The sequence below is a fragment of the Streptomyces achromogenes genome (assembly GCF_030816715.1).
In the GTDB taxonomy this organism is placed as follows: domain Bacteria; phylum Actinomycetota; class Actinomycetes; order Streptomycetales; family Streptomycetaceae; genus Streptomyces; species Streptomyces achromogenes_A.
The window spans coordinates 4456241-4470134 of sequence record NZ_JAUSYH010000001.1; the positions used below are offsets into that span (position 1 = coordinate 4456241).

Here is a 13894-nt window from a genome sequence, read left to right on the forward strand (position 1 = left end):
GGGGGTGTACGCCTCTCGCGGGGTCGTCCCGCGTCGAGTTCCGGACTTTAACCGGCTGCCACCGCATGCAGACGGGCTGTCAGGAAAACTTCCCCCGGGCGAGGGAACCGGCGACTCGTGTTACCGCTCACCGGTCTCCCGCACCGCTCACCAGTCGCTGCGCGAGGAGGAACTCGACAGGAACTTCCGGACGACGTAGATCAGTCCGCCGACCAGCGCCACGAAGACCAGCAGCTTGAAGAGCAGGCCGATCACGAACCCGACGACGCTGGCTATCAGCCCGCCGAACACGACCAGGGCGATGACCGGCACCGCAACCCACTTCACCCACCACGGCAGTCCCGAGAAAATCTCTTGCATCGCCCTGACCCTCATCCTCTTCGGTCGAAGTCCGGCACCCCTGTCGGGCCGGATCATTTCGATGTCCTGCCGTCGATGCTAGGGCCGAGGGGGGTGCCGGCGGGGGCCTCGCACCCCTTGTCCTCCCCTGACCGATCCCCTAGGGAACCCCGAGGCCGGGACTCGGCTGCGAGGCGGAGGCGGTCAACCCTCCGGCGGCGAGAAGACGACGAGGACCCTCAGGTCCTCGCTGATGTGATGGAACTTGTGGGCGACGCCCGCCGGAACGTACACCACGCTGCCGCGCGCCACCTGCGTGGTCTCCAGGCCGACGGTGATCGACGCCCGCCCGCTCACGACGAAGTACACCTCGTCCTGATTGTGCGGGTTCTGTGGATCATGCGTGCCGGCATCGAGCGCGTACAGTCCGACCGACATGTTCCGTTCACGCAGAAACTGCAGGTAGGCCCCATCGTTGGCGGCGCGTTCCGCCTCCAGTTCATCCAACCGGAATGCCTTCATCGACCTAGTCCGCCCTCGTCCGGTGCTCGTTGCCGATCTCTCTGCCACGATCAGACACATGAAGAATTTCGTAGTCAAGACGATCGCCAACGCAGGCGCCCTGGCGATCGCCGTCTGGCTGCTCGACAAGATCACCCTGACCGGTGACAGCACGGGCAAGAAGATCGGCACCCTCATCCTTGTCGCCCTGCTCTTCGGCCTGGTGAACTCCCTGGTCAAGCCGATAGTGAAGGTGCTGACCTTCCCCCTGTTCATCCTCACGCTCGGTCTGATCACTCTGGTGGTCAACGCGCTGATGCTGCTGCTCACCTCATGGCTGGCCGACACGTTCGACCTGAGTTTCCACGTCGAGGGTTTCTGGACCGCGGTCCTGGGCGGTCTGATCATCTCGGTCGTGTCCTGGGCGCTCAACGTCGTCCTGCCGGACGGGGACTGACCGGTCGATGACCTACCGCGTCTGTTTCGTCTGCACCGGCAACATCTGCCGCTCGCCGATGGCCGAGTCGGTCTTCCGCGCGCGCGTGGCGGAGGCCGGCCTCGACGCTCTGGTCGAGGTCGACAGCGCCGGCACGGGTGACTGGCACGAGGGCGAGGACGCCGACCCGCGTGCCCTCGCCGTCCTGGCGGGGCACGGGTACACCCTCGACCACACGGCCCGGAGGTTCGAGCCGTCCTGGTTCGCCCGCCTCGACCTGGTGATCGCGCTGGACTCCGGCCACCTCAGGGCGCTGCGCGGGCTCGCCCCCACTCAGGAGGACGCGGCGAAGGTACGGCTGCTGCGGTCCTACGCCCGCCAGGAGGCCGGCCGTCACCCAGGGGCCGCCTCGCCCGCTTCCTCCGGCCCGGCCCACGCCGGCCTCGACGTCCCCGACCCCTACTACGGGGGCCGGGCCGGCTTCGAGGAGTGTCTTGAGATGGTGGAGGAGGCGAGCGACGGTCTGCTCGCCGCCGTACGGGACGAGGTGGAAGGACGAGTGGCATGAACGATTCCGCTGCGAGCGGGGGCCCTCCGGCTGGCGACGGCGAGGGGACCCGCTCGGTGCGGGCCGGGCTGCCCGAGCCCGTGAAGTACGAGCCGACCCTCCCCGGGCCGGTGTTCGCAGCCCACTTCCACCTGCCGGGCGAGCCCACGGGTCCCTATACCTACGGACGCGACGAGAACCCGACGTGGACCCTCCTCGAGCACGCGATCGGCGAGCTCGAGGCGCCGGGGCAGGACGGGGTCGAGACGCTCGTCTTCGCCTCCGGCATGGCGGCGATCTCCTCGGTGCTCTTCTCCCAGCTGCGCGCCGGCGACTCCGTCGTGCTGCCCGATGACGGCTACCAGGCGCTGCCCCTGGCACGCGCACAGCTGGAGGCGTTCGGCATCGAGGTCCGCACCGCGCCGACGGCCGGCGACGCGCAACTCGCCCTCCTCGACGGCGCGAAGCTGCTGTGGATCGAGTCCCCGTCGAACCCCGGGCTGGACGTGTGCGACATCGGCCGACTGGTCGAGGCGGCACACGCGCGCGGCGTGCTGGTGGCTGTCGACAACACACTGGCCACCCCGCTCGGCCAGCGTCCGCTGGCGCTGGGCGCCGACTTCTCGGTGGCCAGCGGCACCAAGCAGCTCACGGGACACGGCGACGTCCTCCTCGGCTACGTCACCGGGCGCAGCGGCGAGCCGATGGCTGCCGTACGGCGCTGGCGCAAGATCGTCGGGGCGATTCCCGGGCCCATGGAGGCGTGGCTCGCGCACCGGTCGATCGCCACCTTGCAGCTGCGCGTCGACCGGCAGAGCGCCGGCGCACTGGCCGTGGCCGAGGCGCTGCGGGGGAGGCCGGAGGTGAGCGGGCTGCGATATCCGGGACTGCCGGACGACCCCTCTCACAAGGTCGCCTCGCAGCAGATGCGGCGCTATGGCTGCGTGGTCTCCTTCGCGCTGCCCACGCGCGCGCGTGCCGAGCGTTTCCTCGATGTCCTGCGCCTGGTGGACGAGGCGACGAGCTTCGGCGGTGTCCGCTCCACCGCGGAACGGCGTGGACGCTGGGGCGGGGACGCGGTACCGGAGGGGTTCATCCGGCTGTCCGTGGGTGCCGAGGACGCCGATGACCTGGTGGCGGACGTGCTGCGTGCGCTCGCGGAGTCGGCGCGATGACCGGCTTACGAACCCCCTCCGCGCGCCCTCCGGTCACGACGGACGGTCCGAGCCTCCCCCCTCGTGGCTCGGACCGCCCGCGGTTCTGCGCGGCAAGAACCGCGTCCACAAGGCTAGTTGACTCTGTGTCAGTGTCCAATCACTCTGGCGACAGAGACCTATCGACTTATTTATAGTTGAGCCCTGCCTCAAAGCCGGGAGGGAGTCGGAAAAGAGGAGGAAGCGCCATGGATCTGGCCTTGTTGCGCACATTGGTGACCGTGCACCGGGCCGGCTCCTTCACCCGCGCCGCCGCTCTGCTGGGCCTGTCCCAGCCGGCCGTCACCTCTCAGATCCGGACTCTGGAGCGGCAGTTGGGTCGACCGCTGTTCCTGCGCCAGGCTCGTGGCGTCACCCCGACCAGCATCGGCGACGAGCTCGCCCACAAGGCCGCTCCACATCTGGACGCCCTCGCGGAGATCGCTCAGACCGGCCTGGACGACGAGTCCGCCGAGCGCACGCTGCACCTCGCCGGACCTCCCGAGTTCACCGCCGAGCGAGCCCTGCCCGCGCTCACCGGGCCGTCCCTCGACGACGGACAGGGGTTCACCGTGCGCGCCTCCTTCGGCAATGCCGAGGAGGTCCTGGAGGGCCTGGCCGCCGGGCACCATGACCTCGCCATCAGTACGGCCCGACCACGCGGAGGGCTCCTCACGGCCACCCCGCTGTGCGACGAGGAACACGTCCTGGTTGCCGCGCCCCAGTGGGACGAGCTGATCGACGCCGGAAAGCTGTGCCGCAAGGGCGCGTCCGCGCTGGAAAACCTGCCCGTCGTCGAGGTTCATGAGTCGCTTCCCCTGGTGTCCCGCTACTGGGCCGCGGTCTTCGACTCCCGCGCGGCGGCCTCGGGCGCCGTCATCGTTCCCGACCTCCGCGCGGTGCTCGCCTGCGCGATCGCCGGGGCGGGCCTGGCGGTGCTGCCGCGCTATCTGTGCGCGGCCGCTCTCGAACGCGGTGAGGTCGTCGCGCTGCATGAGCCGGCGGTGCCTCCGCTGCGAACCTACGTCCTGGTCGTGCGCACCGGAACGCTCGCGGTGCCCCAGGTGGCAAGGGCACACGAGCGCTTGCTGACGGCCGCTGCCGAGTGGTGCTGACGCCTTTTCCGTGCGATGTCACAGTCCGGCTCGGTCCGGTCACGCATCACGATGTTTCACGTGGAACCAGCCGGGCCACATTTCTCCCATGACCGTCCGACCCGTGGTCAAGCGCACCGCACGAGCCGTTCTGCTTGACGGCGACAACCTGATCTTGATCAAACGCACCAAGCCCGGTGTGGATCCTTACTGGGTCACGCCCGGTGGCGGGGTCGAGCCGGACGACGCCACCGTCGTGGACGCCCTGCACCGCGAAGTCCACGAGGAACTGGGCGCCAAGATCACCGATGTGGTCCCCTGTTTCGTGGACACCGTCGAGCACATCGGCGACGACGGCGGTGCGACCGGTGTGAAGGTGCAGCACTTCTTCGTCTGCCGCCTGGAGTCCATGGACCCGGCACAGCGGCACGGCCCCGAGATCGAGGAACCCGCCGGCGAGTACGAGATCGTCCGCGTGCCGTTCACCCGCGTCGGGATCGCCTCCGTCCACCTGGTTCCGCTGTCACTGCGGCACTATCTCGACGGCAACATCGAGGGCGTCCGCGCCATGCACGCACCCGACCTCGGCTGACGTCCGGACCCTGCACCGCGCGACGCGGGGTACAGGGCGTGCGGGACCGGGCGTCAGCGGTCCGGCCCGGCCCGGTCCGGTCCGGTCCGAGGAGCGTCGTACTCGGCTTCGCATCGCCGTCACTGAGATCACGTGGCACCGGGACCCGTAGAACACCGCGGGTGCCGTTCCACGTTTCACGTGAAACATGTCGTCGCTTCCCGCTCCCGGGCAGGGTATGGCCAAAAGCACCTGCGCTCGAGAGGAAACGGGTGGACGCCGACAGCGCTGGTCGGACAGCCTGAACGGCGTGCCGACTCCTTCCCTCTCTGATCTGCCCATCCGCCGTCTGACGCACCGCGATCTCGCCGCCTGCGCCGACTTGTCCGAGGATCGGGGGTGGCCACGCGAGGAGCACAAGTGGGGTCTTCTCCTGTCAGCCGGGACGGGTTACGGCATCGACGACCCCGACGGAGGCCTCGTCAGTGCCTGCGTCGTCACCGAATACGGCCCGTACGGCAACCCCTCCTTCGGGGCCGTCGGCATGGTGCTGGTCGCCGAGCGACACGCCCGGCGAGGCATCGGTCGGCGCCTGATGCGGCACATCGTCTCCCTGATGGGCACCACACCACTGACCCTGCACGCGACACCGAACGGCCGGCCGCTCTACGAGGAGCTGGGCTTCAAGGCCACCGGCCGGGCGGAGATGCTGCGCGGGTGTTTCACGCCGGGCGTGACGGCTACGGGCGTCGCCACCCGTGCCGCCACGGCCGAGGACCTCCCTTCGATCCTCCGCCTCGACGAGGAGGTCTTCGGAGCCGACCGCACGCACGTGATCACCCGCCTGCCCGCCTTCGCCGACCAGTTCCGGGTCGCCGAGGAAGCCGGCCGGATCATCGGCTACGCCGCGGCCTGGCCCAACATGGACACGCAGGTCGTCGGCCCGCTGATCGCCCGGGACACGACGACCGCCCAGTCCCTTCTGGCCTCCCTCGCGGACAGCACCGACCGGCCCCTGCGCACGGACATCGATGTACGGCACGAGGAACTGCTGGCGTGGGCGAAAGCACGGGGCCTGGAGCCGATCGCCTTCAACTCCGTGATGACCTACGGCATCCCGGAGTTGCCGGGGGACTGGCGCCGGCGTTTCGCTCCACTGACCGTGGCCGCCGGCTGACGAAGCGGAGCGCGGCCGGGAGGAGAGCCGGGCGTCCACCGCCCGGTCAGTGACGGACAGCAGCCTGCCGTCCGTCGCCGGCGCCCTCGGCGACCACGACGCACGGTCGCCCGGAGCCGCTCCCCCGGCGCTTTGCACCAACGACGCCGCCCTGCGTGAGGCCCTCGCCGAAGCCGCCGAGACCCCGGAGTTGGCCCCCCTGGTCCGGGTCGTGGAGTCGCTCAAGGCACCCGCTGCCGCCGCATGAATCTAGGGTGACGCCATGGGAGATCTTGAAATACGAGCCGCCGTCGCTGAGGACGTTCCCGCGATCGTCGGCATGCTCGCGGACGACCCCCTGGGTGCCCAGCGCGAGTCACCGGACGATCTGAGCCCCTATCTGGCCGCTCTGGAACGGTTGACCGCCGATCCGAACCAGCGGTTGGTCGTCGCCGTACGCGAGGGACGCGTCGTCGGCACCCTGCAGCTGACGATCGTTCCGGGTCTGTCCCGGCGCGGCGCGACGAGGTCGATCATCGAAGGAGTGCGCGTACACGCCGACGAGCGCGGCAGCGGTCTGGGGACACGGTTCATCGAGTGGGCGATCGAGGAGTCCCGCAGGGAGAACTGCCAACTCGTGCAGTTGACGTCGGACAGCACCCGCACCGACGCCCACCGGTTCTACGAACGACTCGGCTTCACGGCCTCACACGTCGGTTTCAAAATGAACCTCTGAGACCTGGGCTTCGGAAGCGGAACACCACGTCGGGGAGGTGCCCTGTTTCACGTGAAACAGGGCACCTCCTCTTCGTCGGCCGTCACCCGCCCGTTCCGCTCGCAGGGGGGTCAGGCGATCCCCCGCCATCCCTCGGGGTCGACTCCACCGGGCACTGCGGCTCCCTCGTCGTACGGCTGGCGCGTGAACACGAACGACCCCAGGTCCAGGTGGTCCACACTCCCGTCAGGCCGCCGTACGGCCTTCAGGAGCTCTCCGGCGTAGTAGCCCTCCAGGCCGGTCCAGGTACCGTCCCCGTTCGGCCGGAACCGGGAACGCCGGCCGCCGCCGGACAGCGGCCCCAGGGAGACGAGCCCGTCGGCCGTGAGGCGAAGGGCGAAAGCGCTCGTACCCCAGTACCACGGCCCCACCAACTCCAGCACGGCCGAGTCGACTTCCGTCAGCGGACGCCACGGCTGGGGGATCCGCGGCTCGGCGTCGGCGACGATGCGCACGAGATCGGACGCCACCTGGGACACCATGAGGCCGGAGGTGCAGTTGGCGAGCACCACCGCGGCCACGTCGTCCGCCACCCCGATGGTGAGGGACGCCAGGAAGCCCGGCACCGACCCGGAGTGACCCATGAGCAGGCGGCCGTCCCGTTGCTGGATCTGCAGCCCGAGACCGTAGGTGGCTCCCTCGGCCAGATCTCCCGGCCCGGCGGGCGCGGACGGCGTCCGCATCTCGCGCAGGGTCTCTACACCGAGCACCCGGTCGTCGCCGTGCGTCAGAAAGGTGGCGAAGCGTGCGAGATCGCCGGTCGTGGACCAGAGCTGTCCCGCGCAGGCCATCCGCCCGAAGTCCTCGGCGGGCTCGGGCAGCATGACGTCGGCCCAGGGATGCACGGCCCAGCCGCCCGCGGCCGGCACCCCGGGCCGGACGCCCGTGCGTTCCAGCCCCAGGGGTTCGATCACCTCACACCGCACCGCTTCTTCCCAGGGCACGCCGCGGAGCTTCTCCACAAGGGCGCCCAGGAGGGTGTAGCCGACGTTCGAGTAGTGATGCCGCCGTCCGGCCGCGCAGGGAGCGCCCTGGTCGCCCAGGACGTCAGCGAGCTCGGGACGCAGTGAGCCCGGGGTGCGCTCCCACCACGGGCTCGGCGACTCGGCAGCCAACCCGGCGGTGTGGGACAGCAGTTCGGCCACCGTGGCCTCGCCCGCGCCGGTGCCGGGCAGGTGCTTCTCCAGCGGGTCGTCGAGGCCCAGCAGTCCCTCGTCACGCAGCCGCAGTACGAGGACGGCGGTGAAGGTCTTGGTGATCGAGCCGATCCGGTACTGCACGTTCTCGTCCGGTGCGTGTCCCTCGACCGAGGTCCGCGCCCCGTGCCACACGGCCCGCCCGTCCCGTACGACCGCGGCGACGAGCGACGGGGCCCGGCCTTCCGCCTGGGCCACGGCGATCCGGTGGAGCAGCGCCCGCCGGGTGCCGGCCAGCAGGCCTTCCTGAGATGTCGTCATGGCCTCAGTCCACCCGCCGGAACCCTCGACGTCGAGTTCATTTCATCCGGGGCTGCGGGGTCTCTCCGCTCGTGACATGTCGCTCTCGCGTGACCTGGGCGTTCTTGGCCGTCTCACGGCCCTGTCGCCCATGATCAGTCCCAGTCGGCGGCATTTCCCCGCGAGGTCGAGATCGAGATCAGGCGGCTTGCCCGAGTCGACCGAGTGCACCACGCTGAGCCCTCAGCACGAGGACTACCGGCGAGCCCGGATCGCGCACCGATGAGTTTCCCGCACCGGGCTGGTCCATACGCCAGGCACCCACGGACGGAAGGCCGGCCATGCGGAAACTGATCTACGGCATGAACCTGACGTTGGACGGCTATATCGCCGCGGCCGGTGACGACATCGGCTGGAGCGGACCGCCGAGCCACGAGCTGTTCCAGTGGTGGCTCGACCACGACCGGGAGAGCGGCCTGTCGCTGTACGGGCGCAAGCTGTGGGAGGCGATGAGCTCCTATTGGCCGACCGGCGACCAGCGGCCCGACGCCACCCCGGCGGAGATCGAGTTCGCGCGGAACTGGCGGGACACGCCGAAGGTGGTGTTCTCCTCGACGATCGACAAGGTCGACTGGAACACCCGCCTGGTCACCGGCGACGCGATCGCCGAGATCACCCGGCTCAAGGCCGAGGACGGCGGCCCCATGAACATCGGCGGCGCAACGCTCGCCGGGGCGGCCATGCGTGCCGGGCTGATCGACGAATACGCGATCGTCACCCATCCGGTCCTGGTGGGCGACGGCACGCCGTTCTTCACCGCGCTGGACAGCTGGGTGAACCTGAACCTGGTGGAGACGCGGACGCTTCCCGGCGGCGTGGTCCTGACCAGGTACGAGACGAGGCGCTGAACAGCAGCACCCACGCGCTGGGCTCACGGTGACGCCGTAAACGACATCGGTCGGTACGACACGGCCCATGAGACGACGGACATCAGCCGCGAGATCCTGCACCACAGCGCGGGTCAGGTCTGGGCCATGTCCACGAACCGGGAGTAGTGGCCCTGGAAGGCGACCGTGATCGTGGCCGTCGGGCCGTTACGGTGCTTGCCCACGATGATGTCGGCCTCACCCGCGCGCGGGGACTCCTTCTCGTACGCGTCCTCGCGGTGCAGCAGGATCACCATGTCGGCGTCCTGCTCGATGGAGCCGGACTCACGCAGGTCGGACACCATCGGCTTCTTGTCCGTGCGCTGCTCCGGGCCACGGTTGAGCTGCGAGAGCGCGATCACCGGCACCTCCAGCTCCTTGGCCAGCAGCTTGAGGTTACGGGACATGTCCGAGACCTCCTGCTGACGGCTCTCGGAGCGCTTGGAGCCACCCGCCTGCATCAGCTGCAGATAGTCGATGATCACTAGCTTGATGTCGCTGCGCTGCTTCAGCCGACGGCACTTGGCGCGGATCTCCATCATCGACAGGTTGGGGGAGTCGTCGATGTAGAGCGGCGCGGAGGAGACCTCGGGCATGCGGCGGGCCAGCCGGGTCCAGTCGTCGTCGGTCATGGTGCCGGAGCGCATGTGGTGCAGGGCGACGCGGGCCTCGGCGGACAGCAGACGCATCGCGATCTCGTTGCGGCCCATTTCGAGGGAGAAGATGACGCTCGGCAGGTTGTGCTTGATCGACGCCGCTCGCGCGAAGTCCAGCGCCAGCGTGGACTTTCCCATGGCGGGACGGGCCGCGATGACGATCATCTGGCCCGGGTGCAGGCCGTTGGTGAGCGAGTCGAGGTCCGTGAACCCGGTGGGCACGCCTGTCATCTCACCGCTGCGCGAGCCGATCGCCTCGATCTCGTCGAGAGCGCCCTCCATGATGTCGCCGAGGGGCAGGTAGTCCTCACTGGTGCGCTGCTCGGTGACGGCGTAGATCTCCGCCTGGGCCCGGTTGACGATCTCGTCGACGTCGTCGTCGGCCGCGTATCCCATCTGGGTGATGCGGGTGCCTGCCTCGACCAGGCGGCGCAGTACCGCCCGCTCGTGGACGATCTCCGCGTAGTACTCGGCGTTGGCGGCCGTCGGCACCGTCTGGACGAGGGTGTGCAGATAGGAGGCCCCGCCGACCTTGTTGATCTCGCCGCGTTTGGTCAGCTCGGCCGCAATGGTGATCGGGTCGGCCGGCTCGCCCTTGGCGTAGACGTCGAGAATCGCCTGGTAGATCGTCTCGTGGGCCGGCTTGTAGAAGTCATGGCCCTTGAGGACCTCCACCACGTCCGCGATGGCGTCCTTCGACAGGAGCATGCCGCCGAGGACGGACTGCTCGGCGTCGAGGTCCTGCGGCGGCACCCGCTCGAAAGGCGTCCCGCCGCCTTCCCAGTCGCCGCTGTCCCGGCCCCGCTCGTGCTGCTCCTCGCGTCCACGGCCTCCGTCCCCTCGTCGGCGGGAGGCGGGCAGACGATCACTGGGACCGCTGTCGGCCCACGGGTCGTCCAAGGGCTCGGAAATGCTCACCGAGCCACCTCCTCCCGTCCGCCGAGCGGACCTCGCCGTGCATCTGTTCTACGGCACGACACTGACAATTGAGAGGCCCAACTCCGGTTGTGGTGCGTCGGTTTTGTGAGCTTTCATCGGCCGACGGACGGAGCGGGCGCCGGACCACGGTAGGCCCGCGGGCACCGTCAGCCAATCTGGTTATCCACAGGCCATGTGGACGACGGCCCTGATGCTGTGGAGAACCCCGCCAAACCTGTGCACGACCCGGTGGACAGGCCTGTGAACAAGCCCTCGATTTTTCTCGGCCAACACCCCTGGCCTGCGCTTTCCCCGTCCACGGGCTGTGCAGAAGAAAAAGTTGCCCGGTCGGACCAAGATCCCTTCGAACGGCGCGCGAGAAGGAGCGGAACACAACGCCGAGTAAGGGTCACTGAACAATTGCATCTCTTACCTGTGGACGATTAGATTAGTGCTCATGACACAGGCTCCCGCGCCCGCCAAGGCCCCCCGGCGCCGACACGATCGCGAGATCCTCGCACTGGCCGTGCCGGCGTTCGGCGCACTCGTCGCCGAGCCGCTCTTCGTCATGGCCGACAGCGCGATCGTCGGCCATCTCGGCACCGCCCAACTGGCCGGGCTCGGCATCGCCTCCGCCCTCCTGACGACCGCCGTCAGCGTCTTCGTCTTCCTCGCCTACGCCACCACCGCAGCCGTTGCCCCGCCGCGTCGGCTCCGGCGACCTTCCGGCTGCCATCCGGCAGGGCATGGACGGCATCTGGCTGGCGCTGCTGCTGGGCGCCGCCGTGATCATCGCCGTCCTTCCCGGCGCCCCGTCTCTCGTTGACCTCTTCGGCGCATCAGACACGGCCGCGCCATACGCCACGACCTATCTGCGCATCTCGGCCCTCGGCATCCCGGCCATGCTCGTCGTCCTGGCGGCGACCGGAGTTCTGCGCGGACTCCAGGACACGAGGACACCCCTCTACGTCGCCGTCGGCGGATTCATCGCCAACGGCGCACTGAACGCCGCACTCGTCTATGGTGCGGATCTCGGCATCGCAGGATCCGCCTGGGGCACCGTCATCGCCCAGTGGGCCATGGCCGTGGTCTATCTCGCGGTGGTGGTCCGGGGAGCCCGCCGTCACGGTGCGTCACTGCGGCCTGATGCCGTCGGCATCAGGGCGTCGGCCCAGGCCGGGGCCCCCCTGCTGGTCCGCACGCTGTCCCTGCGAGCGATTCTGATGATCGCCACCGCCGTGGCCGCCCGTCTCGGGGACGACGACATCGCAGCCCATCAGATCGCTCTGGGGCTGTGGAGCCTGCTCGCTTTCGCCCTCGATGCCATCGCCATCGCCGGCCAAGCCATCATCGGGCGGTACCTGGGGGCCGATGACGCCCAGGGCGCGCGGGATGTCTGCCGTCGTATGGTCGAGTGGGGCATCGCCGTGGGTGTGGCCCTCGGCCTGCTGGTCGTCGTCGCCCGGCCGCTGTTCCTGCCACTGTTCACCAGCGACCAGGCGGTGAAGGACGCCGCGTTGCCCGCTCTGCTCCTGGTGGCGCTCTCCCAGCCCCTCTGCGGCATCGTCTTCGTACTGGACGGTGTGCTGATGGGTGCGGGAGACGGCCCCTATCTGGCTTGGGCGATGGTGGCCACGCTGGCCGTCTTCACTCCCGTGGCACTGCTGGTTCCGGTCCTCGGCGGCGGCCTGACCGCGGTATGGGGAGCGATGACGTTGATGATGACCGTGCGGATGGTCACCCTCTGGCTGCGGGCCCGCTCGGGGCGCTGGGTCATCACTGGTGCGGCCCGTTGACTGTTTGACGTGAAACCGCGGGTCGCCCGGTCGGCGTTTCACGTGAAACAGGCAAGCGGAAGGGGCCGCACCCCTATGGGTACGGCCCCTCCTCAGCTCTCAAGCCGATTCCCGGCTCTGCGAGCCGGGCGAGCGCAGCGATCAGGCCGCGACGACCTCGATGTTGACCTTGGCGGCAACCTCGGGGTGCAGACGCACGGAAGTCTCGTGAGCGCCCAGGGTCTTGATCGGCGAGCCGAGCTCGATGCGGCGCTTGTCGACCTCGGGGCCACCGGAAGCCTTGATCGCCGAGGCGACGTCGGCCGGGGTGACGGAACCGAAGAGACGACCGGCGTCGCCGGAGCGGACGGCCAGACGAACCCTGACGCCCTCGAGCTGGGCCTTCACAGCGTTGGCCTGCTCGATGGTCTGGATCTCGTGGATCTTGCGAGCGCGACGGATCTGCTCGACGTCCTTCTCGCCACCCTTGGTCCAACGGATCGCGAAGTTCCGCGGGATCAGGTAGTTGCGAGCGTAGCCGTCCTTGACGTCGACGACGTCACCCGCGGCGCCGAGGCCGGAGACCTCGTGAGTGAGGATGATCTTCATTTGTCGGTCACCCTTCCCTTATCGCGCCTGGGCGGTGTAGGGCAGCAGCGCCATCTCACGGCTGTTCTTGACGGCCGTGGCGACGTCACGCTGGTGCTGCGTGCAGTTGCCGGTCACGCGGCGGGCACGGATCTTGCCGCGGTCGGAAATGAACTTCCGCAGCATGTTCGTGTCCTTGTAGTCCACGTACGTGACCTTGTCCTTGCAAAAAGCGCAGACCTTCTTCTTAGGCTTGCGCACAGGCGGCTTCGCCATGGTGTTTCTCCTGTGTGATCAAGAAGTGGGGATACGACCCGCCTTCGACCCGGTCGGGCCCGGACAAGCCGGGCCCGAAGGCCTAGAAGGGGGGTTCGTCCGAGTAGCCGCCGCCGCTGGCACCGCCGGAGTTGCCACCCCAGCCGCCGCCACCGCCACCGCTGCCGCCCTGCTGGCCGCCGGCGGGAGCGCCGGTCGCCCAGGGGTCGTCGGCCGGAGCGCCGCCGCCCTGCTGGCCGCCGCCGGAGTTGCCACCCCAGCCGCCGCCACCCTGGCCGCCACCGCCACCGCCGCCGTAACCACCCTGGCCACCCTGGCCACTGCGGCCGGAGGCCTTGGTGACCTTGGCCGTGGCACTGCGCAGGCTGGCGCCGACTTCCTCGACGTCCAGCTCGTAGACCGTGCGCTTGACGCCCTCACGGTCCTCGTAGGACCGCTGCTTCAGCCGGCCCTGCACGATGACGCGCATGCCTCGCTGGAGCGACTCCGCGACGTTCTCCGCCGCCTGACGCCAGACCGAGCAGGTCAGGAACAGGCTCTCGCCGTCCTTCCACTCGTTCGTCTGGCGGTCGAAGGTGCGGGGAGTGGACGCGACACGGAACTTCGCGACCGCCGCACCGGAGGGGGTGAAGCGCAGCTCGGGGTCGTCGACAAGATTGCCGACGACCGTGATGACGGTCTCGCCTGCCATGGGGGAACCTCTCGGC

15 protein-coding genes and 2 pseudogenes are annotated in these 13894 nt (G+C 69.2%); 10 read left to right on the top strand and 7 right to left on the bottom strand.

What is annotated here, in order from left to right; all coding sequences use genetic code 11:
• Positions 1–147: 147 nt before the first annotated feature.
• Both QF032_RS19970 and QF032_RS19975 read right to left on the bottom strand, forming a co-directional pair.
• Complete coding sequence (locus QF032_RS19970; RefSeq protein WP_057576557.1) at positions 148–360, bottom strand: DUF5326 family protein; 213 nt, start codon at positions 358–360, stop codon at positions 148–150.
• A gap of 183 nt (positions 361–543) precedes the next feature.
• The gene (locus QF032_RS19975) at positions 544–861 is read right to left on the bottom strand and encodes a cupin domain-containing protein (RefSeq protein WP_107442990.1); all 318 of its coding nucleotides are present in this window, start codon (positions 859–861) and stop codon (positions 544–546) included.
• A 58-nt stretch (positions 862–919) separates the two neighbouring features.
• Here QF032_RS19975 and QF032_RS19980 point away from each other — a divergent pair, with 58 nt between their 5' ends.
• The 8 genes and pseudogenes from QF032_RS19980 (at position 920) to QF032_RS20015 (ending at position 6573) form a co-directional block, all read left to right on the top strand.
• Entirely contained in the window at positions 920–1297 is a 378-nt protein-coding gene (locus QF032_RS19980) for a phage holin family protein (protein ID WP_307044459.1), read from the top strand.
• 7 nt (positions 1298–1304) lie between these two features.
• Positions 1305–1844 carry a low molecular weight protein-tyrosine-phosphatase gene (locus QF032_RS19985; RefSeq protein WP_307056892.1) on the top strand — a complete coding sequence of 180 codons (540 nt, stop codon included), beginning with the start codon at positions 1305–1307 and terminating at the stop codon, positions 1842–1844.
• Positions 1841–2998 carry a cystathionine gamma-lyase gene (locus tag QF032_RS19990; RefSeq protein ID WP_307044461.1) on the top strand — a complete coding sequence of 386 codons (1158 nt, stop codon included), beginning with the start codon at positions 1841–1843 and terminating at the stop codon, positions 2996–2998. The genes QF032_RS19985 and QF032_RS19990 overlap by 4 nt, the downstream gene beginning before the upstream one ends.
• Before the next feature lie 227 nt (positions 2999–3225).
• Positions 3226–4131, top strand: a complete 906-nt coding sequence (locus tag QF032_RS19995; RefSeq protein WP_307056895.1) for a LysR family transcriptional regulator — start codon at positions 3226–3228, stop codon at positions 4129–4131.
• An 88-nt stretch (positions 4132–4219) separates the two neighbouring features.
• Complete coding sequence (locus QF032_RS20000; protein WP_020130685.1) at positions 4220–4702, top strand: NUDIX domain-containing protein; 483 nt, start codon at positions 4220–4222, stop codon at positions 4700–4702.
• A 289-nt stretch (positions 4703–4991) separates the two neighbouring features.
• On the top strand, positions 4992–5858 hold the full coding sequence (locus tag QF032_RS20005) for a GNAT family N-acetyltransferase (protein WP_307056897.1): 867 nt from the start codon (positions 4992–4994) through the stop codon (positions 5856–5858).
• Between the two features lie 136 nt (positions 5859–5994).
• Positions 5995–6105, top strand: a pseudogene (locus QF032_RS20010) (MarR family transcriptional regulator); the annotation flags it as partial.
• Positions 6106–6120: 15 nt separating this feature from the next.
• A complete protein-coding gene (locus QF032_RS20015; protein WP_307044467.1) occupies positions 6121–6573 on the top strand; it encodes a GNAT family N-acetyltransferase in 453 nt (150 codons plus the stop codon).
• Positions 6574–6683: 110 nt separating this feature from the next.
• Here QF032_RS20015 and QF032_RS20020 read toward each other — a convergent pair whose 3' ends face one another.
• Entirely contained in the window at positions 6684–8069 is a 1386-nt protein-coding gene (locus tag QF032_RS20020; RefSeq protein WP_307056899.1) for a serine hydrolase domain-containing protein, read from the bottom strand.
• Between the two features lie 320 nt (positions 8070–8389).
• Between QF032_RS20020 and QF032_RS20025 the strand changes: the two genes are divergently transcribed.
• Positions 8390–8956: a dihydrofolate reductase family protein gene (locus QF032_RS20025; RefSeq protein ID WP_307056901.1), complete on the top strand. Its 567-nt coding sequence runs from the start codon at positions 8390–8392 to the stop codon at positions 8954–8956.
• 113 nt (positions 8957–9069) lie between these two features.
• On the opposite strand, the gene dnaB is transcribed toward QF032_RS20025, so the two are convergent.
• Positions 9070–10548: a replicative DNA helicase gene (gene dnaB / locus QF032_RS20030; RefSeq protein ID WP_057576581.1), complete on the bottom strand. Its 1479-nt coding sequence runs from the start codon at positions 10546–10548 to the stop codon at positions 9070–9072.
• A 457-nt stretch (positions 10549–11005) separates the two neighbouring features.
• On the opposite strand from dnaB, the pseudogene QF032_RS20035 reads away from it, so the two are divergent.
• Positions 11006–12344, top strand: a pseudogene (locus tag QF032_RS20035) (MATE family efflux transporter).
• A gap of 141 nt (positions 12345–12485) precedes the next feature.
• On the opposite strand, the gene rplI reads toward QF032_RS20035, so the two are convergent.
• The 3 genes from rplI to QF032_RS20050 all read right to left on the bottom strand — a co-directional run bounded on the left by rplI (position 12486) and on the right by QF032_RS20050 (position 13878).
• Positions 12486–12932 (bottom strand): 50S ribosomal protein L9, encoded by a 447-nt coding sequence (gene rplI, locus QF032_RS20040; protein WP_107443001.1) that lies wholly within the window; start codon positions 12930–12932, stop codon positions 12486–12488.
• Positions 12933–12950: 18 nt separating this feature from the next.
• Entirely contained in the window at positions 12951–13187 is a 237-nt protein-coding gene (gene rpsR, locus QF032_RS20045) for a 30S ribosomal protein S18 (protein ID WP_020130672.1), read from the bottom strand.
• An 82-nt stretch (positions 13188–13269) separates the two neighbouring features.
• A complete protein-coding gene (locus QF032_RS20050) occupies positions 13270–13878 on the bottom strand; it encodes a single-stranded DNA-binding protein (protein ID WP_306950459.1) in 609 nt (202 codons plus the stop codon).
• Between the last annotated feature and the right edge of the window lie 16 nt (positions 13879–13894).